We start from the raw sequence: 19,603 nt of genomic DNA on the forward strand, positions 1-19,603 counted from the left end.
CTTCGGCCATCAACAGCCGGGCAGGGAGGAACGACCGTGCGCGTCGCCGTGTTGGACGACTACCAGAGGGCCGCTCACCGCTTCGGTGACTGGGGGAGCCTCGACGCCGAGGTCACCTTCCTGCACGACCACCTCGCCGACACCGACACACTCGTCGACACCCTGCGCGGCCACGACGTCGTCGTCGCGATGCGCGAACGCACCCCGTTCACGGAGGAGCGCTTCGCGCGCCTGCCCGACCTGGAGCTGCTCGTCACCACCGGCGCGGCCAACGCCGCCATCGACGTCGCGGCCGCGCACCGCCACGGCGTCACGGTCAGCGGCACGGAGAGCAAGCCGTACGCCACCCCCGAGCTGACCTGGGGCCTCATCCTCTCCCTGATGCGGCACATCCCCGAGGAGTCCGCCGGGATGCGCCGGGGGGAGTGGCAGCACACGCTCGGCGGCGACCTGCACGGACGTACCCTCGGCATCGTCGGCCTGGGACGGCTCGGCGCACGCGTCGCCGCCGTCGGCAACGCCTTCGGCATGCGCGTCATCGCCTGGAGCACCCACCTCGACCCCGCGCACGCCCGCGCGCACGGCGCCGAACCGGTCGACAAGGAGACCCTCTTCGCGACGGCCGACGTGGTGACCCTGCACTACAAGCTCAGCGCCCGCAGCACCGGCCTCGTCGGCCGCCCCGAGCTGGCCCTCATGAAGCCCGGCGCCTACCTGGTCAACACCTCACGCGGCCCGCTCGTCGACACGGACGCCCTCGTCGACGCCCTGCGCGAGGGCCGGATCGCCGGGGCCGGCCTCGACGTCTACGACGTGGAGCCCCTGCCGGCCGACGACCCGCTCCGTACCGCGCCCCGCACGGTGCTGACCCCGCACCTCGGGTACGTCACCGAGGAGACGTACCGCGTCTTCTACGGAGGCGCGGTGGAGGCCATCGCCGCCCACCGCGCCGGCGCGCCCGTCCGTACGCTCACGCCCTGACGCACCCCTGACGCACCCGGACACGCCGTCACACGACCGCCGTCACGCGGTGGCGTCCCCCCGCCGCGCCGGGATCCGGCCGTGCACCGGCAGCGTCGGCACGTCCACCGGCACGGTCTCCGGGTACTTGAGCCCGCTGCCCGTGTTCAGCACCACCACGTTCTCGTCGCCGCGCAGCCACCCGGAGGCACGCAACCGCTCCACCGCCGCGAAGCAGGCGGCCCCCTCGGGGCAGATGAACGCCCCCTCCGCGCGGGCCACCGCCGCCTGCGCGGCCAACAGCTCCTCGTCGCTCACCGCGATCGCGGTGCCCTCCGTCTCCCGTACGGCGTCCAGGACCAGGAAGTCGCCCAGCGCCTTCGGCACGGTGATCCCGAAGGCGACGGTACGGGCGTCCACGGCGGCCACACTCTCGCGGTCACCGCGCTCGAACGCGTCCACGATCGGCGCGCAGCCCGTCGCCTGCACCGCGACCAGCCGCGGCAGGTCCCCGGTCAGCCAGCCCAGCTCCCGCATCTCCAGCAGCGCCTTGTGGATGCCGATGATCCCGACCCCGCCGCCCGTCGGGTACAGGATCACGTCCGGCGCCCGCCAGCCCAGCTGCTCGGCGATCTCGTACCCCATGGTCTTCTTGCCCTCCAGGCGGTACGGCTCCTTGAGCGTGGACACCTCCTGGTAGCCCTCGCGCTCGGCGACCGCCGCGGCCACCAGCTTGCCCGCGTCCCCGATCAGCCCGTCCACGAGGTACAGCTCCGCGCCCGACACCACACATTCGGTACGGGTGATCTCCGGGGCGTCGACCGGCATCGCGATCAGGCTGCGCATCCCGGCGCGGGCGGCGTACACGGACCACGCGGCCCCGGCGTTCCCGTTGGTCGGCATCGCGATCCCGGTGACGCCCAGCTCGGCCGCCCGGGACACCCCGACGGCCGCGCCGCGCGCCTTGAAGCTGCCGGTCGGGATGAGCCCCTCGTCCTTCATCCGCAGCCCCGGCACCCCCACGCTCGCGCCGTAGCGCGGCAGGTCGAGCATCGGCGTCATGCCCTCGCCGAGGGACACCACGTGGCGCGCGTCGCGGACGGGCAGCAGCTCGTGGTAGCGCCAGAGGTCCGGCGCGCGGCCCGCGATCTCCTCGCGGGTGACGGTGGCCCGTACCCGCTCCAGGTCGTAGCGGGCCAGGAGCGGCGCGCCCACCGCCGAGGTCCCCTGGACCACGTCGGGGTCGCTCACCTCTCCGGTCCGGGAGCATTCCAGGTGGTCCAGGGCCGAGAAGAACGCTGCCGGCATGTCGTTCCTTCCACAACGGGTGTCCGGAACGTGCGCGGTCCGGCCTCTTCCCGAGGAGAACGCACGATGATCGTTCCCGTCAAGGCCCGGCCCGTGCCACGCGGGCCGCCCCCTCACACGGCGAGCAGCGCCAGCGCCCGGCGGGCGTCCTGGGCCGCGCCGGCCGTGTACTCCACGTCGAACACGTCCGCCCCGAGCGCGCCGATCAGCCGCTCCCGCAGGGCGTCCTGCTCGACGGCGTCGTCCGGGTCGGGGATCTGCCCGGCCGCCCGGTACGCGCCCGCCGCCGCGCCCAGCAGCCGGGCCGACCGGGCGTGGTCCCCGTCCGCGTCGGCGATCACGGCGGCGTCGGCCGTCACGTACGGCAGCATGTCGGACCAGTCCTCCGCCAGCGCCCGGGCGCGCACCTCGGCGAACAGCTCCCTGGCCCGGTCCGGCCGGCCCAGGCGCAGCTCGACGTAGCCGAGGTTGTGGTGCTCGACGGCGACCATGCGGGCGTCGCCCAGCTCCTGGTGGAGCGTGACGCTCTCCCCGATCAGGACCCGGGCCGTTTCGAGCTCGCCGGACATGGTGGCCACTCCGGCGAGGATGTGGGCCGGACCCGATCCGAGCCGCTTGTCGCCGCTGCCGTCGGCCACCTCGCGGGCCTGCGCGGCCCACCGCCCGGCCTCGGCGAGGTCGCCGCCGCGCACCTGGACGCGGGCCAGCATGCAGAGCGCGTCCACCTGGCCCGCGGCGTCGCCCGCCTCGCGCGCCCGGTCCAGTTCGTGCCGGCTCAGCCGCTCCACGACGGCGGTGTCACCCCGGCGGAACGCGTCGCGCGCCTGCTCGTGAAAGCTCATGCCGTGAACGCTCATGCCCACCACGCTACTGCGGTCGCGCGGGTACGGCAGAGGCCCGCGCGACCGCCCGGCGACGCCCCGCCCGTCAGGTGGCGAGCGCCGCCAGCTCCGACCCGGCGAGCAGGAACGCGCCCACCCCGAAGTCGGCGGTGCTTCCGTAGGTCACCGGCTGGCTGGACTCCGGCCGGTCGCCGACCTTCTGCACGTAGCCGAGGAAACCGTCGGGGTGCACGGCGGTGGCGACCAGCCCGTTCCAGGCGCGCGCGGCGACCGGCAGATAGGTCGCGCGCGCGACCAGCCCGGTGGCGACGGCGTACGCGGTGCCGTACACGAAGAAGGACGTGCCGCTGGTCTCGGGTCCCGGCAGGTGCGCGGGGTCGGCGAGGTTGACGTTCCAGAAGCCGTCCGTCCGCTGCACCTTGGCCACGGCGGTGACCAACTGCGCGAGCGTGGACCGGTATTCGGCGACGTGGCGCTCGGAGGCCGGCAGGGCCTTGAGCGTCTTGACGTGGCCGCCGGCCACCCAGCCGTTGCCGCGCGACCACACCACCGGCCGGCCGCCCGGCGACACGATGCCGCCCGGCAGGAACCGGTCGTCGCGGTACCAGAGGCCGGTGGCCGCGTCGTACAGCCCCGGGCCTCCCCGGACCCGCTTGGTGTGCTGGTACAGGCTGTAGAGCTTCTCCCAGTACTGCGTGTCGCCGCGGAGCCTGCCGAGGCGGGCGAAGGGCGGCATCGCCATGTGCAGGGCGTCGTCCCACCACCAGTCGTCGTTCTTGGCGGGCTGGTCCGTGTACACCATGCGGCGCAGGGACGCCTCGATGGCCGTGAGTTTCTGCGCCGAGGGCTCGATCTCGTACAGGTCGAGGTAGGCCTGTCCCGCGTTGTGGTTGTCGGCGTGGCGGGTGTTGACCCCGCCGTTGAGGCCGTACGCGTGCTTCTCCGCCCAACGCCGCGCGTAGGTGAGGTAGGCGGCCTCGCCGGTCAGCCGGTACACCGCGAGGAGACCGCTGAAGAAGGTGGCGTTGGCCCAGCCGTTGTCGCCTGAGTTGCCGTGCGTGCCGATCCACTGGTCGGCGACCCGGCGCAGTACGCCGACGATCGCCGCCCGGGACGGCAGTTGGGGGGAGGGGGCGGCGGGCGTGGGGGCCGCCGACGCGGCCCGCGCGGGCAGCACGGTCGCGGAGGCCGCGAGCGCGGCGCCGCCGGCGAGCAGGTGTCGTCTGTCCATGTGAACGACTCCTCGGTATGTGGGGGTCCCTATCTTCGGGTGCGACCCCTGAAGTGTCCATGGTGGGTACGGAACTTCTACCGATCGGACGCGATCCGAGCCCGGCCCGCGTCCGGATCGTCTGTTCATGTAGGTGAACGGCTGGCGCGCCCGGGTGGGCGGTATCGGCAAGGGAGTCCCCTACGGAGGTCCGATCAATGGAAGTCCAGCCTGGGGGAGAGGGCCGGAAATACTTGTGCGCGACGGCTTGACGGCCGGAAACCTCCGATGTTCACTGCGTGTTGCGAGCATGTCACGCCGCTGCTTCATGCAACTCGCCCATCCCCGCCCGGTTACGCCTCCGCCTGCCGCCAACCGCCTGCCGTCGAAGCACCTTTCCCCGCACCGCCCCCTCGCCGTCCGTGGGAGTGACACACCATGAGAGCCACCCGACTACCCGTCTTCCTCCTTGCCCTCGCCTGCCTGTTCGGCGGTCTCGCCGGTGCGCCGGCCTCCGCGTCGACCACCGATGCCGCGTTCAACTCCGGCACCGGCGCCCTCGACGTGGACTACGCGAGCTATCTCTCCAAGCACGACATCGTCTACAACCGCCCCAACACCAGCCCCGTGCAAGGCCTGACCGTCGGCAACGGCAGGACCGGCGCCATGGCCTGGCAGGAGAACGGCCTCACCATGCAGGTCTCCGGGGTCGACACCTCGCAGCAGACCGCGTTCGGCGCCGGGCTGCTCAACCTGCGGACCACCCCCGCGATGGACTCGGGCTACTCCACGTACCAGCAGCGCCTTTCGCTGTACGACGGGACGCTCACCACCAAGTACGACAACAACCGCACCGTCACGGTGATGGGTTCGCCGAACTCCGAGGTCATGGGCGTCCACGTGGACGACACCCGGGGCGGCGTGTCCAGCATCTCGCTCGACCTCAGCCTCTGGGACGTCTCCCAGCTCGGCAACAGCGGGGACGTGCCCAACCTCGACACCTGGAAGACGGTGTCGACCTACGCGGACTCCACCGGCGCCGGGCTCAGCCGGGGCCAGGCCGACCCGCAGAACTTCGGCTACACCCTGGCGGCCACCGTCGAGGGGGCGCCGTACACCGCGCAGGTCGTGGACGGCCGCAAGGTACGGCTCACGATCACGCCGTCGTCCAGCTACACCATCTGGTTCACCGCCAGCAGCCGGCTCAACGCGCCGTCGCACAACTCCGTCGCGCAGGCGAAGAACGCGCTGAACGCGGTCAAGAGCACGGGATACACCACCACGTACAACAACTACCGCAACTGGTGGCACTCGTTCTGGCAGAAGTCGTTCGTCCAGTACTCCAACGGGTCCAAGGACGCGGACTACATGGAGAACATCTACTACCTGAGCACGTACATGATCGCGGCGGGCGGGTACGGCACCAAGCCCTTCCACTTCATCAACGGCGTCTTCCGGGCCACCGGGGACGCGACGAAGTGGAGCAACGCGTACTGGTACTGGAACCAACGCGACGTCTACAACTCGTTCCTGGCGTCCAACCACAGTGATCTGCTCAACGGGTTCAACCGGTTGTACAGCGACAACTTCAACGCGCTGAAGTCGGCGACCCAGACCAGATACGGCGTGGACGGCATCTGGGTCCCGGAGACCATGGGCTGGGACGGCAACGCGCGCGGCACGGTCAACAGCGACTACACGAAGAACATCTGGTCGACCGGCGCCGAGGCCGCGTACAACATGTTCCTCCAGTACAAGTACACGAACGACGCCAACTACCTGCGGAACACCGCGTATCCGTTCATGCGCGAGGTCGTCAAGTTCTACCAGGCGAAGCTGTCCCGCAACGCGAGCACCGGCCAGTACTACGTCGCGACGTCCAACTCGCACGAGACGTACTGGAACGTGCCCAACGCCATCACCGACCTCACCGCCGTCCGCATGCTCTTCCCGCTCGCCATCCAGGCGGGGACGCAGCTGGGACTGGACGCGAGCCTGCGCCCGCAGTGGCAGTCGATCCTCGACAACCTCATCCCGTACCCGGCGGACGCCAACACCTACCTGCCGCACACCCCGCCGATCGCGCAGACCCGCAACAACGAGAACGTCGCGTCCGAGATCATCTGGCCGTACGACCTCACGGGCATCGGCTACCCGGACCAGCAGAAGGCGATCAACACCTTCAACGCGCGGCCCTTCCCGTACGGGAACGTCTGGGCACCCGACGCCGTGCAGGCGGCCCGGCTGGGCCTGGGGGACCAGACCTACCAGGGCATGAAGACCATGCTGCGGCAGTACCAGAACTACCCGAACGGCATGACGACCAACACCAACGGCGTCTTCGAGTACCTCGGGGTGCACCTGACCGCGATGAACGAGTCGCTGCTCCAGTCGTACAACGACAAGATCCGGGTCTTCCCCGCCGTCCCCACGGACTCGACGTTCGTCGGCAAGTTCAGCCTCCAGGCCAAGGGCGGCTTCACCGTCAGCTCGGAGCGTGAGGCCGGCGAGGTCAAGTACGTCGGCGTCAAGAGCCAGTTCGGCAACAGCGCCCGCGTCGTGAACCCCTGGGGCACCCAGCAGATCAGGGTCCGCCGGGTCTCCGACAACGCGATCGTCGCCAGCGGCGCGAGCGCCGAGATCACGTTCTCCACGGCGGCCAACACGGTCTACGTCGTCGAGCGCACCGCCAAGCCGCTGTCCAACTACACCACCACGCGGCTCACCGGCACGGCCAACCAGGGCTCCAAGGCACTGAGCGGGACCGCCTCCACCCTGGGCATCTCCGGCACGGCCAACCCCATGGTCAACAACACCGCGCTGACCTACGACAGCAACTGGCACCTGACGAGCCCCCGGGGATACGGCGACTACAACGACGACACCCACCACAGCAACACGGTGGGCGCGGTCGCGCAGTACACCTTCACCGGGACCGGCATCCAGTACCTGTCCGAACGCAACGGGGACATGGGGACGGTGGACGTGTACCTGGACAACGTCCTCCAGGCCACGGTGAATCTGAACGCGTCGGGAGCGCGGCAGGTGCAACAGGTGGTCTGGCAGAAGTCCGGACTCTCGTCGGGCACGCACACGTTCAAGGTCATCAACAGGAGCACCGCGGTGGGCATGATCGACGCGCTACGGATCACTCCGTAACACCGTGTGATCCCGCGCAGGCGCTGTCCCCTCACCGGGACAGCGCCTGTCCGTCGTCCAACGGACCCCCGCAGGACGCCGGGACGTCGCGCCCGCCTGGGACGCTCACCGCGAGAGCACTTCCCGGCAGGTGCCCGCGCACCACGGACGACCAGGGACGACCGAGCCGATGGCCCTACTTCACCCGTCCGTCCCCCCGGGCGGCCTCCTCCGGCGCCTCCCGGTGCGCCGGATCCTCATGGTCCTGCCGCTCGTGGCGGTCGGCGTCTGGGTCGTCCTGCACCGGTCGCTCATCGTCTCCGGCGGCCGGGAACTGCTCACGGCCGACCGCTTCTGGCTGCTCGCCGCCGTGACGGCGACCGGGCTCGGGTGGGTGGCGGTGTCCTTCACCCGGCAGGGGACGGTCCTGGAGAGACTGCCCGCCGGACGGCTCCTGGCCACGCAGTTCGCCGCCGGAGCCGCCAACCACCTGCTGCCCGCCGGGCTCGGCGCGGGCGCGGTCAATCTGCGCTTCCTGCGCCGCTGCGGCCTCCCGCTGTCCCGTTCCTCGGCCTCGCTCGCGCTCTACCTGCTGGCCGAGTCCGTCGGGCGCGTGGTCCTCCTCCTCGTCCTGCTGGCCGCGTTTCCCCGGGCGCTGCGCCTGGACGGCCTCGTCCCGGACGGGGCCGTGCTGCCGCTCGCCACGGCGGCGGCCGGGGCGGTGGCCGCCGCCGTCCTCGTCCTGTTCGCGGTGCGCCCCCTGCGCCGCCTCGTCCGCGACTTCCTGCGCGTCGCGCTGACCGAGGCGCGCAGCCTGCACACCCGGCCGGCCCGCGCGCTGGCCCTGTGGGGCGGTTCGCTGGCCTTCCCCGCCCTCCAGGCGGCCGGGCTGGTCGCGGTGGCGCTGGCGCTCGACGTGCCCGTACCGGCGGTCCACGTCGCCGTCGCCTACCTCGCGGCGAGCGTGGCGGCGGCCGCCGTACCGACCCCGGGCGGCATCGGTTCGGTGGACGCCGCCCTGGTCGTGGCCCTGGTGACGGCGGGCGCGTCGGTGGCCGTCGCCACCTCGGCGGTGCTCGGCTTCCGCATCATCACGGTCTGGCTCCCGCTGGTCCCCGGCGCGCTGGTCCTCGGCCACCTGGTCCGCAGGAGGGTCGTCTGAAGGAAGCCGTCCGAAGGAGGGGAGTCCGGCCCGGCGGTTTGGACGGTCGGGGCCGTGGGTACGGGAGTCCGGCCACGAAGCGCCCCGGCGACGGCCTATCGTGGTCCCCATGTCCGCTCCCACGCTGATCCGCATCGTCTCCCGCGACTCGCCCATGGCCCTCGCCCAGGTGGAACGAGTCCGTGCCGAACTGGGGCTGCTGCACCCCGGCATCGCCACCGAGGTCGTCCCGGTCAAGACCACCGGCGACAAGTGGATGGGCGATCTGTCCCAGGTCGAGGGCAAGGGGGCGTTCACCAAGGAGGTCGACGCGGCCCTGCTCGACGGGGAGGCCGACCTGGCCGTGCACTGTGTGAAGGACGTACCCGCCGACCGGCCGCTGCCCGCCGGCACCGTCTTCGCCGCCTTCCTCCGCCGGGACGACATCCGCGACGCGCTCGTCCACCCCGGCGGCCTCACGCTCGACGAGCTGCCCGCCGGCACCAGGATCGGTACGTCCTCGGTCCGCCGGATCGCCCAACTCGCCGCGTCCCACCCGGACCTGGAGTGCGTCCCGTTCCGCGGCAACGCCAACCGCCGGCTGGAGAAGCTCGCCGCGGGCGAGGCCGACGCGCTGCTCCTCGCCGCCGCGGGGCTCGGGCGCATCGGCCGTGAGGACGTCATCTCCGAGATCCTGTCGCCCGACACGATGTGTCCCCCGATCGGCGCGGGCATCCTCGCCCTCCAGTGCCGCGAGGGCGACACGGAGCTCATCGACACGGTCAGTGACCTCGGCGACCCCGACACGTACCGGGAGGCCACCGCCGAACGGATGTTCCTCCACGTCCTCCAGGGACACTGCAACAGCCCGATCGCCGGGTACGCGCGGGCCGAGCGCGGCGGCGAACTCTCGCTGCGGGCCCGGGTGTTCACCCCCGACGGCAAAACCGTCCTCAACGCCCACGAGTGGGCAGGCCGGTTGGATCCGGCGACTCTCGGCACATCCGTGGCGGTAGCACTCCTCCGGCAGGGCGCGCGCGAGCTGATCGACAGCATCGCGCACTGACCTCCGCAGGGCCCGACGGGCGGTTCCCCACTCCGGGGAGCCGCCCAATTCGCTTGTCAGGACGCCCGATTGATCTCTGTATGTGGCATGTAACTGACAACACAAGGTCAAATCCTCGTTTCAGATCTGTCCGAACGAGCCTCTTCGATGTCACTCTCTGGACGGCTCACCGCGCGTAGACCGTGCGGTGGGTCCACGTGGCACAGCACACGTGTAGCTCCATCGCCAGGAAGGCGGCGGCCGACCCCCAGGCCGCCGCACCCCCACAAGGGCCGCCGACCGGCGCGCCCGACACTCTTGGAGACTGAGTGAGACTCGTAGCTTCCACCTCCCGCAAGAACGCCGTCCGCGTCGCCGCGCTCGCCGCGTCGGCCGCGATGGTGGCCGTGGCCTTCCAGAGCGGGCCGGCCGTCGCCCAGCCCGACGCCGCCCGTGACAGCGGAGCCGTCGCCGTACCGTTCACCGCCGCACAGCGGGTGACCGCCATCCAGTCCGCCCAGGCGGACACGACGAGCGAGGCCAAGACCCTCGGTCTCGGCGCGCAGGAGAAGCTGGTCGTCAAGGACGTCATCAAGGACGCCGACGGCACCGTCCACACCCGTTACGAGCGGACCTTCGCGGGTCTGCCCGTGCTCGGCGGCGACCTCGTCGTCCACGAGAGCCCGGCCGGCAAGCAGACCGTCACCAAGGCGACCTCGGCGAAGATAGCCGTGGCCACCACCGACGCGGCGGTCACCGCCTCCGGCGCCAAGTCGACCGCGCTCAAGGCGGCGTCGGCGGAGAAGACCGCCAAGGCCGACGCGGGCACCGCGCCCCGCAAGGTCGTCTGGGCCGCCGACGGCACGCCCGTGCTCGCCTGGGAGACCGTCGTCAAGGGCTTCCAGCCCGACGGCACCCCGAGCGAACTGCACGTCGTCACCGACGCGGCCACCGGCAAGGAACTGTTCCGCGACGAGGCCATCGAGACCGGCACCGGCACGGGCAAGTACAACGGCACCGTCCCGCTGACGACCACCAAGAGCGGCAGCACGTACAACCTCACCGACGGTTCCCGCGGCGGCCACAAGACGTACGACCTCAACCAGAAGACGAGCGGCACCGGCACGCTCTTCACCGACGCGGACGACGTCTGGAGCGGCGGCCGCCAGACCGCCGCCGTGGACATCGCCTACGGCGCGGCCGAGACCTGGGACTTCTACAAGAACGTCCTCGGCCGCAACGGCATCAAGAACAACGGTGTCGCGTCCTACTCCCGCGCCCACTACGGCAACAGCTACGTGAACGCGTTCTGGGACGACAGCTGCTTCTGCATGACGTACGGCGACGGCGCGGGCAACGCGAACGCGCTCACGTCGATCGACGTCGCCGCCCACGAGATGAGCCACGGCCTCACCGCGGCCACGGCGAAGCTGGCGTACTCGGCGGAGTCCGGCGGTCTCAACGAGGCCACCTCCGACATCTTCGGCACCGCCGTCGAGTTCTACTCCAACACCTCCACCGACCCGGGCGACTACCTCATCGGTGAGAAGATCAACATCAACGGCGACGGCACGCCGCTGCGCTACCAGGACAAGCCGAGCAAGGACGGCGCCTCCAAGGACGCCTGGTCGTCGACGCTGAAGAACCTCGACGTCCACTACTCCTCGGGCCCGGCCAACCACTTCTTCTACCTGCTGTCCGAGGGCAGCGGCGCGAAGACGATCAACGGCGTGAGCTACAACAGCCCCACGTCCAACGGATCGACGGTCACCGGCATCGGCCGGGACAAGGCCGTCCAGATCTGGTACAAGGCGCTCACCACGTACATGACGTCGAGCACCAACTACGCGAAGGCGCGCACCGCGACGCTGAGCGCGGCCGGCGCGCTGTACGGCACCACCAGCGCCGAGTACAAGGCCGTCGGCGCCGCGTGGAGCGCCGTCAACGTCGCCTGACTCCCCGTCACACCCGGCGGTAGGCGGTAACCCAGGGCACGGGCCCCTCGCGTTCGCGACGCGAGGGACCCGTGCCCGGCCGTTTCCCGCCACGGCCCGGGGGCGCCGTCCTCCGCTGCCCGGCGAGGTGCCGTGGACCGGGGGAGGCCCGGCCGCATGATGGGGGTTCCTGCCCGCGGTGGAGAGAGGAAGCCGGCTCCGTGTCCTCGCAGCCCCCCGACCCCCGGCGCTGGAAGGCGCTCGCCGTCTGCCTGGTCGCGGCCTTCATGACCCTGCTCGACGTCTCCATCGTCAACGTCGCGCTGCCCTCGATCCGGGAGGGGCTCGACGCCCCCGAGTCCGATCTCCAGTGGGTCGTCTCCGGATACGCCCTGGTGTACGGCCTCTTCCTGATCCCCTCCGGCCGCCTCGGCGACGCCCGCGGCAGGCGCCCGGTGTTCATGGTGGGCCTCACCCTCTTCGTCCTCGCGTCGGCGGCCTGCGGCGCCGCGCAGTCCAGCGCCTGGCTGGTGACCGCCCGGCTGATCCAGGGAGCCGCGGGCGGCCTCGTCGCCCCCCAGGTCTCCGCCCTCATCCAGCAGATGTTCTCCGGCCGGGAACGCGGCCGGGCCTTCGGCATGTTCGGCACCGTCGTCGGCATCTCCACCGCGGTCGGCCCCCTGCTCGGCGGGCTGATCATCCAGGCGGCCGGCGCGGACGACGGATGGCGGTGGGTGTTCTACGTCAACCTGCCGCTCGGGGCCGTCTGCCTCCTGCTGGCCCGTCGTCTCCTGCCCGACACCCCGGCGGCCGGCCACGTCCGGATCCGCGACCTCGACCCGGTCGGCGTGCTCCTGCTCGGGTCGGGCGTGGTCGCGCTCCTCCTGCCCTTCGTGCAGTCACGGGAGTGGCACGGGAACACCAAGTGGCTCCTCGTGGTGCTCGCCGCCGCGCTGCTCACGGCCTTCGTCCGGTGGGAGGCCCGCAACAGGACGGGCGGCACCCGGCCGGTCCTGGACCTGGAACTCTTCCGGATCCATTCGTACTGGCTGGGCTGCCTGATGATCCTGTTCTACTTCGGCGGCTTCACCTCGATCTTCTTCATCACCACGCTCTTCCTCCAGAGCGGGCTGCACTACTCGGCGCTCCTCGCCGGACTGACCATCACCCCCTTCGCCCTCGGCTCCGGGGTGTCGGCGGGCATCGGCGGACGGCTCGTCGGCCGCTTCGGGCGGCGGCTGATCGTCGTCGGGCTGACCATGGTGGTGGCCGGCCTGGCCCTCACCGTCCTCGCCGTCCATCTGGTCCCCGGCCACCACGCGGGCTGGGCCATGGCGGGGCCGCTGCTGCTCGCCGGTCTCGGCAGCGGCCTGGTGATCTCACCGAACCAGACCCTCACCCTCGCCGAGGTGCCGGTCGCCGGCGCGGGCAGTGCGGGCGGCACGCTCCAGACGGGACAGCGGGTGGGCTCCTCGATCGGCATCGCCGCCATCGGCTCCGTCTTCTTCGCGGCGGTGCCCCGCGACGGCTGGGCGTCGGCGTACGACCACGGCCTGGCCGTGTCGGTGGCGTTCGCGCTGGCGGCCCTGATCGTGGCCCTCGCCGACGTGCTGGTCGCGCGCCGGAAGCGGAAGGCCCACACCTAGGGCGTGTCGTTCGGATCTCCGTGGCGTCGCGGTGTCCGGCACGCACGCCTGCCGCGTTGTCGCCGGACGCACGACGGCCGCGCCCGCCCACGGGCCGGGAATCATCCGGTACGTGGACGGGCGCGGCCCGCGCGGAGTGCGGGACGCGTTGCTGGGCCCGGAAGAGACGGCCTAGGCGCGTGCGGCGGCCCCGGCCGCCTGCCGGCGGAGCGTCAGGGCCGTACCGGCGAGACCCACGGCGGCCACGGCGCACACCACCGCCACCACGGCCGCGCCCGGGAAGCTCCCCAGACTGCTCGACAGCAGGTCCATCCCGGCGACCGCCGAGACGGCCTGCGCGATCACCACCGCGAGGGCCGCGGAGGCGCTCGCCACCCAGAGGCGCACGGTGTCGCGTACCGCCAGCCAGACGGCGCTCGCCAGGCACACCACGGTGAGGGCCAGGGAAAGCACGTCGGCGACGCTGCCGGATCCCAGCCGCGTGTAGTCCGTGGGCAGGTGCAGCACCGCGCACACCACCAGCAGCGCCATGACCGGCCAGCGCAGCACCGACCGCAGCGCCGAGCCGGCAGCCGGGACGGCGGTCGTGCCGGCCCGGCGCCGCGGTCGGGCGGCCGCCGCGGGGGCGGGGGCCGGGCGGCTGAACGCCGACGCGATCCCCGCCGGGCGTACCGCCTTCGCCGGAGCGTCCTGCGCCGCCTCGGCGGCGTCGTCACCGTCCGCCGGGCCGCGCGCCTCCGCCGCCCGGTCGGCCGCCGCGGGCCTGGTGGCCTCGGCCTCGTCGCCGCCGAAGATGGTCACCAGCTCGGCCACGTCCTCGATCGGCCGGCCCACGGCCGCCGCGCGCAGCGTCGTGTCGGCCTCGTCGAACTCGTGGGGAGGCTCGTGCAGCAGGGCCACCAGCTGCATGACCTCCTCCAGGGGACGGGCCACCGCGGCGGCCCGCAGCGCCTCGTCACCGGGGCTGGGCACCTCGCCGGTCCGCCGCAGCAGACTGACCAGCGCGGCGACCTCCTCCAGCGGCCGGGCGGTCGCGGCCGTCCAGAGCAGGGTCCGTATCGGCTCCTGACCGGGCTCCAGGGACAGGCTCGTGCTGTCGGTGAGGCCGGTGAGGGCGGCGAGAGCGGCGTCGTCCGGCGTACGCGGACGGCTCTCGTCGCGGTCCTCGGTGGCGGGGTCGAGGTGGGGGTCAAGAGACATGGCGCGGCTCCCTCTGCCGAACTCCACGGGCGGGCACACACCCAGGTGGTCACCGTGCGGCCACATACGGCGCACGCTTTGTTACATGAAATGCCCCGATGTGCGGATTGCGCCATCCGGGACCGGCATACGAGGGGTTCTCGCCGCCGCGCGCATGCTTCAGCGCGTCCGGGCGGGTCCCGCCCCCGGCCCGTCGTCCACCCCGTCGCCCGCCCCTTTGCCCGTCCCCCCGACCGGCCACGTCACCAGCGTCGCGTCCGGCTGCGGCACCTCGCCGTAGTCCTCGTCCGCGCTGTCCACGCGCAGCCGGTTGACGACGGACTCCAGCGCGGCGGGCAGCGTGGGATGCCGGCCGCGGTGGCACTGGCCGATGAGGTCGTGGAGGACGGCCTCGGGCAGCAGCGACGACAGCGCGGCGGCCGAGGGTGACGCGCCGTCGGCGGGGGTACGGCCGGGCGCGGCGAGCCTGCGAGACTCGGCGCGCCAGTGGGCCGCGTCCCGGAACTCGGCGCGCCGCTGGTGGACGAGGAAGAGGCAGAACGCCGCCGTGCGGTTGCCGCCGCCCGCCGCGAACTGCCACCAGAACTGGGCCGCGTCCCGGTGCCCCGTCAGATGCAGCAGGGCGGCGAAGACGACGGCGCCCTGCGGGTCGATCCGGTCGTGGTCGACGAGCTGGGCCAGACAGCCCGCCGCCTCGGGGGCGTTCAGGACGAGCGCGACGGCCAGGTCCAGGTCGCGGGCGGCCTGTTCGTGCGCCGCGGCGCGGTTCCCGGGGGCCGGTGGGGCGTCGCTTCCCGGGGGCGGCGGGGCCCCCTCCGCCCGGTCCCCGGCCCGCTCGGCGATCCGCCGCAGCGCGGTGCCGGTGTCGTAGGTGTCGTACGTGTCGACGAGGACCTCGGCGCCGTCCAGCAGCACCTCGATCGGCGGGTCCTCGTAACCCTTCACCGGGCGCGTCCCAACTCCCTGGCCAGCCGCCGCCGGGCGTGCCGGACGTGCGAGCGCACGGTCGGCACCTCGATGCCCAGGTACTCGGCCACCACCTCGTCCGCGACGCGCAGCACGTAACGCAGCACGACGACGTCGTACTGCCGCTCGGGCAGCCGCGCGATGGCGCCGTACAGGCCCATCTCGTGCTCCAGGACCGTGAACTGATCGGGCGTCCCGTGCTGGAGGAGCTTGCGGGCGGCCGCGTCGAAGGCGGCGGTGTCGACGAGGGCCGGCCCTTCGTGCGCGTCCCGCCGGCGGGCGATCTCCTCCTTCAGGACCGCCCACGCGTACTGCGCCACGGACTCCTGGAGCAGGACGTGCGGCCAGTACGCCAGTAAGCGGGCGCACGCCGACTCGACCACCGACTCGGCGGCGGCCCGGGAACCGACCTGGGTGTGGGCGTACCGCAGCCACAGCCGGTGGTGGTGGGCGGCGAAGGCGTCGAACGTCAGGGCCAGCCGGTGCCTGGAACGGTCCGCGTGCCGGCGTACGCCGGGCTCACTCCGATCCGGTCCCGCCGGGTCGCGTGGATCCGGACGAGCCGGGTCGCGTACGACCACGCCCCGGGCCTCGCCGCTGTCACGGGCCATCAGGTGCCGCCCCTTCGGTGCCTCTCCGTCAGGAAGGGATTTCCTTCCGGGGGACAGTCAACCGGATGTCTGTGGTGGTGGTGGAGTGGTCGGGCGAAAAATATTGTCGCGGATCACCTTACGCGCAGGGGGAGTTGACGCGTCTCGTACCGTAGTTGCTCCTGGCGGGCGGACGTGGGAAGTGGGGCGTGCGGTGACGGACGGTGGCGCGGTGGACCTGGAGCTGGACAGGGCGCATTCAGCCCGGATGTACGACTACTACCTGGGCGGGACGACCAACTTCCCGGCCGATCGGGAGGGGGCGGCGCGCGCGATGGGCGCCTTCCCCTCGATCCTGGCGACGGCGCGGATCAACCGGCGGTTCATGCACCGCTCGGTACGCTTCCTCGCCCGGTCGGGGATGGACCAGTTCCTCGACATCGGCACCGGTATCCCCACGTCACCCAACCTCCACGAGGTGGCGCAGGCGGAGGTCCCGCACGCCCGTGTCGTCTACACGGACAACGACCCGATCGTCCTGGCGCACGCCCGCGCACTCCTGCACAGCCATCCGGCGGGGCGCACCGCGTACGTGCACGCGGACGTCAGGGAGCCCAAGGCGCTGCTGGCCGCCGACGAGATCCGCACGACGCTGGACCTCACCCGGCCGGTCGCCCTGAGCCTGAACGCGCTCCTGCACTTCGTGACCGACGACCACGGCGCGCACGACCTCGTGGAGGAACTCAAGTCCGCGCTGCCCTCCGGCAGCACGCTCGCGATCGCCCATGTGACACCGGAGTTCGACCCCGAGGGGATCGCGCGCCTCACCGAGGCCTACCGCGCCTCCGGGACGCCGGGCCAGGCCCGTACCCGCGAGGAGATCACCCGATTCTTCGACGGCTGGGACCTGCTGGACCCGGGGGTCATTGCCTCCCACCGGTGGCTTCCCGACCCCGGCGACGGCCGGGACGGGGCCACGGACAAGGAGGCCGCCTGCTACGTGGGGGTGGCCCGCAAGCCCTGACCTGCGAGTTCGCGGTCCCGGGGCTCGACGGCAGCGGGCGACTTTGCCGCGCCGTTACCGACTCGTCTCCTCCGGTGTGAGGCGGACGTGTTCCCTTCCCGGCGCGAATACGGTACCCATGACCCACGTGGACGAGGAGCGGCCGGTGCCCGGGGCGGGGCACCGGACGCTCCTCTGCCGCCGTGTCCGGTCGCCCGGCTATCCGGCGGCTGCCTGGACACCGGCGGCGGGACCGACCAGTTCGTCCAGGACGTCTTCCATGGTGACAAACCCGATGACCGTTCCGCGGTCGCCGGTGACGGCGGCCAGATGCGTGCCGGCGGCGCGCATCGCGGTCATCGTGTCGTCGAGGGGGGTGTCGATCTCGACCCTGACCATGGTGTGCAGGGCGGAGCGCGGGAAGGGCCCCGTCCGGTCGGCCGCGCCGAGGGCGTCCTTGATGTGCAGGTAGCCGAGGACGGTCCGGTCCGGGCCGGTCACCGGCAGCCGCGAGAAGCCGGACGACGCCGCCGTCCGCTCCAGCTGCTGCGGGGTGATCCCGTGGTCCACCATGACGGTCCTGCCGAGCGGGACCATCACCTCACCGGCGGGCCGGGTGCCCAGCTCCAGGGCGTCCCGCAGCCGCTCCCCGTCCGCCGGGTCGAGCAGGCCCGCCTCGCTGGAGTCCTTGACCAGCCGGGCCAGTTCGTCGTCCGTGAAGACGGACGTCACCTCGTCCTTGGCCTCGACCTTGAGCAGCCGCAGCAGCAGGTTCGCGAACGCGTTGATCCCGAAGATCACCGGCCGCAGCGCCCGGGTGAGGGCGATCAGCGGCGGCGCCAGCAGCAGCGCGGTCGGCGCGGGCGCCGCCAGCGCGATGTTCTTCGGCACCATCTCGCCGATCAGCATGTGCAGGTACGTCGCCAGGGTCAGCGCGATCACGAACGCGATCGGATGGATCAGACCCTCGGGCACCCCGACCGCCTCGAACGGCGGCTCCAGGAGGTGCGCGATGGCCGGCTCGGCGACCGCGCCCAGCACCAGCGAGGAGATCGTGATGCCGAGCTGGGCGGTGGCCATGGCCGCCGAGAGGTGCTCCAGGCCCCACAGCGTGGTCCTGGCGCGCCGGCCGCCCTTGAGCGCGGCCGGTTCGATCTGGCTGCGCCGCACCGAGATCAGGGCGAACTCGGCCCCGACGAAGAAGGCGTTCGTGAGGAGCGTCAGGGCGCCGATGGTCAGTTGCAGGCCGGTCATCGGGCGTCCTCCGTCAGCGTGGCGGGAAGCGGGGACGTGATCCGTACCCGGTCCGCCCGGTGGTGCTCGACCCGCAGGACCGCGAACCGCCAGCCGTCCACGTCCAGCCGGTCGGCCGCCACGGGCAGCCGCTCCAGCCGGGTCGCGAGCAGGCCCGCGAGCGTTTCGTACGGCCCCTCCGGGGCGGTGAAGCCGATCTCGTCCAGCTGGTCGAGGCGCAGACTGCCGTCGGCCTCCCACACGCGGCGGCCCGCGGCGCCCGCGGTGACCGGGACCAGGCCCGGGATCTCGTCCGGGTCGTGCTCGTCCCGTACCTCCCCGACGACCTCCTCCACGATGTCCTCGACGGTGGCGACGCCCGCGGTCCCGCCGTACTCGTCGATGACCACCGCCATCGTCCGCGCCTGCCGCAGCCGCCGCAGCAGCCGGTCGACCGGCAGCGAGTCGGGGACGAGCAGCGGCTTCGTCGCCAGCGCGGTGACCGGAGTGCGGTCGCGCAGGGTCTCGTCCAGGGCGAGGACGTCCCGGATGTGGACCGTGCCGATCACCTCGTCCAGGCTGTCGCGGTAGACGGGGAAGCGGGAGAGACCGGTGGCCAGGGTGAGCCGCGCCGCGTCCGACGCGGTGGCGTGCGCCTCCAGTGCCCGGACGTCCACACGGGGCGTCATCACGTTCTCGGCCGACAGGTCGGCCAGGTGCAGGGTCCGTACGAACAGCTCGGCGGAGTCCGCCTCGATGGCCCCCTCGCGCGCCGAGTGCCGGGCCAGGGCGACCAGTTCCTCGGGTGTCCTGGCGGAGGCCAGTTCCTCGGCGGGCTCCAGGCCGAAGCGCCGGACCAGGCGGTTGGCGGTGTTGTTGAGGTGCCGGATCAGCGGGCCGAAGGCGGCGGTGAAGGCACGCTGCGGGCCGGCCACGACCTTCGCGACGGCCAGCGGACGGGAGATGGCCCAGTTCTTCGGGACCAGCTCACCGATCACCATCAGCACCACGGTCGACACCACGACGCCGAGCAGGGTGGCGACGGTGGACACCGCGCCCCCGGGCAGCCCCGCGCCCTCCAGCGGGCCGCGCAGCAGCACCGCCAGCGACGGCTCGGCGAGCATGCCGATGACCAGGGAGGTCACCGTGATGCCCAGCTGGGCGCCGGACAGCTGGAAGGTCAGGCGCTTGGCGGCGGCCAGGGCGCTCGCCGCCCCGCGCTCGCCGGCCGCGGCGGCGCGTTCCAGCTCACCGCGTTCCACGGTGGTGAGGGAGAACTCGGCCGCGACGAACACCGCGCAGGCGAACGTCAACGCGAGAGCGAGCAACAGCAGGAGTACTTCGGTCACCGTGCCACCCCCGGCCCCTGGTGCGACGGGACGGGGAT

At 72.2% G+C, this 19,603-nt stretch carries 15 protein-coding genes; 7 read left to right on the forward strand and 8 right to left on the reverse strand.

Annotation, left to right across the window (positions count from 1 at the left end; genetic code table 11):
- Window positions 1-36 precede the first annotated feature (36 nt).
- Entirely contained in the window at window positions 37-981 is a 945-nt protein-coding gene (locus tag HA039_RS31750; RefSeq protein WP_167035219.1) for a D-2-hydroxyacid dehydrogenase family protein, read from the forward strand.
- Window positions 982-1,023: 42 nt separating this feature from the next.
- On the opposite strand, the gene HA039_RS31755 is transcribed toward HA039_RS31750, so the two are convergent.
- The 3 genes from HA039_RS31755 to HA039_RS31765 all read right to left on the reverse strand — a co-directional run bounded on the left by HA039_RS31755 (window position 1,024) and on the right by HA039_RS31765 (window position 4,341).
- Window positions 1,024-2,268 (reverse strand): threonine synthase, encoded by a 1,245-nt coding sequence (locus tag HA039_RS31755; protein WP_167035221.1) that lies wholly within the window; start codon window positions 2,266-2,268, stop codon window positions 1,024-1,026.
- A gap of 113 nt (window positions 2,269-2,381) precedes the next feature.
- Window positions 2,382-3,125, reverse strand: coding sequence for a tetratricopeptide repeat protein (locus tag HA039_RS31760; protein WP_167035223.1), 744 nt, complete (start codon window positions 3,123-3,125; stop codon window positions 2,382-2,384).
- A gap of 70 nt (window positions 3,126-3,195) precedes the next feature.
- Entirely contained in the window at window positions 3,196-4,341 is a 1,146-nt protein-coding gene (locus tag HA039_RS31765) for a glycoside hydrolase family 88/105 protein (protein ID WP_167035225.1), read from the reverse strand.
- 417 nt (window positions 4,342-4,758) lie between these two features.
- Between HA039_RS31765 and HA039_RS31770 the strand changes: the two genes are divergently transcribed.
- From HA039_RS31770 to HA039_RS31790, 5 genes are all read left to right on the forward strand, one after another.
- Window positions 4,759-7,479: a glycosyl hydrolase family 95 catalytic domain-containing protein gene (locus HA039_RS31770; RefSeq protein WP_208298746.1), complete on the forward strand. Its 2,721-nt coding sequence runs from the start codon at window positions 4,759-4,761 to the stop codon at window positions 7,477-7,479.
- A 169-nt stretch (window positions 7,480-7,648) separates the two neighbouring features.
- Complete coding sequence (locus tag HA039_RS31775) at window positions 7,649-8,620, forward strand: lysylphosphatidylglycerol synthase transmembrane domain-containing protein (protein WP_167035227.1); 972 nt, start codon at window positions 7,649-7,651, stop codon at window positions 8,618-8,620.
- Window positions 8,621-8,729: 109 nt separating this feature from the next.
- The gene (hemC, locus tag HA039_RS31780) at window positions 8,730-9,665 is read left to right on the forward strand and encodes a hydroxymethylbilane synthase (protein WP_167035229.1); all 936 of its coding nucleotides are present in this window, start codon (window positions 8,730-8,732) and stop codon (window positions 9,663-9,665) included.
- 308 nt (window positions 9,666-9,973) lie between these two features.
- Window positions 9,974-11,599, forward strand: a complete 1,626-nt coding sequence (locus tag HA039_RS31785; RefSeq protein ID WP_243869879.1) for a M4 family metallopeptidase — start codon at window positions 9,974-9,976, stop codon at window positions 11,597-11,599.
- A 200-nt stretch (window positions 11,600-11,799) separates the two neighbouring features.
- A complete protein-coding gene (locus tag HA039_RS31790) occupies window positions 11,800-13,224 on the forward strand; it encodes an MFS transporter (RefSeq protein ID WP_243869881.1) in 1,425 nt (474 codons plus the stop codon).
- A gap of 171 nt (window positions 13,225-13,395) precedes the next feature.
- Here HA039_RS31790 and HA039_RS31795 read toward each other — a convergent pair whose 3' ends face one another.
- The 3 genes from HA039_RS31795 to HA039_RS31805 all read right to left on the reverse strand — a co-directional run bounded on the left by HA039_RS31795 (window position 13,396) and on the right by HA039_RS31805 (window position 16,001).
- Window positions 13,396-14,424: a hypothetical protein gene (locus HA039_RS31795; protein ID WP_167035233.1), complete on the reverse strand. Its 1,029-nt coding sequence runs from the start codon at window positions 14,422-14,424 to the stop codon at window positions 13,396-13,398.
- A gap of 159 nt (window positions 14,425-14,583) precedes the next feature.
- On the reverse strand, window positions 14,584-15,369 hold the full coding sequence (locus tag HA039_RS31800; protein WP_167035235.1) for a glycoprotein: 786 nt from the start codon (window positions 15,367-15,369) through the stop codon (window positions 14,584-14,586).
- A complete protein-coding gene (locus HA039_RS31805; protein WP_167035237.1) occupies window positions 15,366-16,001 on the reverse strand; it encodes a sigma-70 family RNA polymerase sigma factor in 636 nt (211 codons plus the stop codon). Before HA039_RS31805 ends, HA039_RS31800 begins: the two co-directional genes overlap by 4 nt.
- 193 nt (window positions 16,002-16,194) lie before the next feature.
- Here HA039_RS31805 and HA039_RS31810 point away from each other — a divergent pair, with 193 nt between their 5' ends.
- Window positions 16,195-17,004, forward strand: coding sequence for an SAM-dependent methyltransferase (locus tag HA039_RS31810; protein WP_167035239.1), 810 nt, complete (start codon window positions 16,195-16,197; stop codon window positions 17,002-17,004).
- A gap of 198 nt (window positions 17,005-17,202) precedes the next feature.
- On the opposite strand, the gene HA039_RS31815 is transcribed toward HA039_RS31810, so the two are convergent.
- Both HA039_RS31815 and HA039_RS31820 read right to left on the reverse strand, forming a co-directional pair.
- The gene (locus tag HA039_RS31815) at window positions 17,203-18,237 is read right to left on the reverse strand and encodes a hemolysin family protein (protein ID WP_167035241.1); all 1,035 of its coding nucleotides are present in this window, start codon (window positions 18,235-18,237) and stop codon (window positions 17,203-17,205) included.
- The gene (locus HA039_RS31820; protein ID WP_167035243.1) at window positions 18,234-19,565 is read right to left on the reverse strand and encodes a hemolysin family protein; all 1,332 of its coding nucleotides are present in this window, start codon (window positions 19,563-19,565) and stop codon (window positions 18,234-18,236) included. Before HA039_RS31820 ends, HA039_RS31815 begins: the two co-directional genes overlap by 4 nt.
- Window positions 19,566-19,603: the final 38 nt, after the last annotated feature.

This window comes from Streptomyces liangshanensis (assembly GCF_011694815.1).
GTDB classification, from domain to species: domain Bacteria; phylum Actinomycetota; class Actinomycetes; order Streptomycetales; family Streptomycetaceae; genus Streptomyces; species Streptomyces liangshanensis.

Excerpts from the sequence above, each read along its gene's own strand:
- HA039_RS31755 (WP_167035221.1), bottom strand. The coding sequence starts at position 2,268 with ATGCCGGCAGCGTTCTTCTCGGCCCTGGACCACCTGGAATGCTCCCGG.
- HA039_RS31760 (WP_167035223.1), bottom strand. The coding sequence starts at position 3,125 with ATGAGCGTTCACGGCATGAGCTTTCACGAGCAGGCGCGCGACGCGTTC.
- HA039_RS31765 (WP_167035225.1), bottom strand. The coding sequence starts at position 4,341 with ATGGACAGACGACACCTGCTCGCCGGCGGCGCCGCGCTCGCGGCCTCC.
- HA039_RS31770 (WP_208298746.1), top strand. The coding sequence starts at position 4,759 with ATGAGAGCCACCCGACTACCCGTCTTCCTCCTTGCCCTCGCCTGCCTG.
- HA039_RS31775 (WP_167035227.1), top strand. The coding sequence starts at position 7,649 with ATGGCCCTACTTCACCCGTCCGTCCCCCCGGGCGGCCTCCTCCGGCGC.
- hemC (WP_167035229.1), top strand. The coding sequence starts at position 8,730 with ATGTCCGCTCCCACGCTGATCCGCATCGTCTCCCGCGACTCGCCCATG.
- HA039_RS31795 (WP_167035233.1), bottom strand. The coding sequence starts at position 14,424 with ATGTCTCTTGACCCCCACCTCGACCCCGCCACCGAGGACCGCGACGAG.
- HA039_RS31805 (WP_167035237.1), bottom strand. The coding sequence starts at position 16,001 with ATGGCCCGTGACAGCGGCGAGGCCCGGGGCGTGGTCGTACGCGACCCG.
- HA039_RS31815 (WP_167035241.1), bottom strand. The coding sequence starts at position 18,237 with ATGACCGGCCTGCAACTGACCATCGGCGCCCTGACGCTCCTCACGAAC.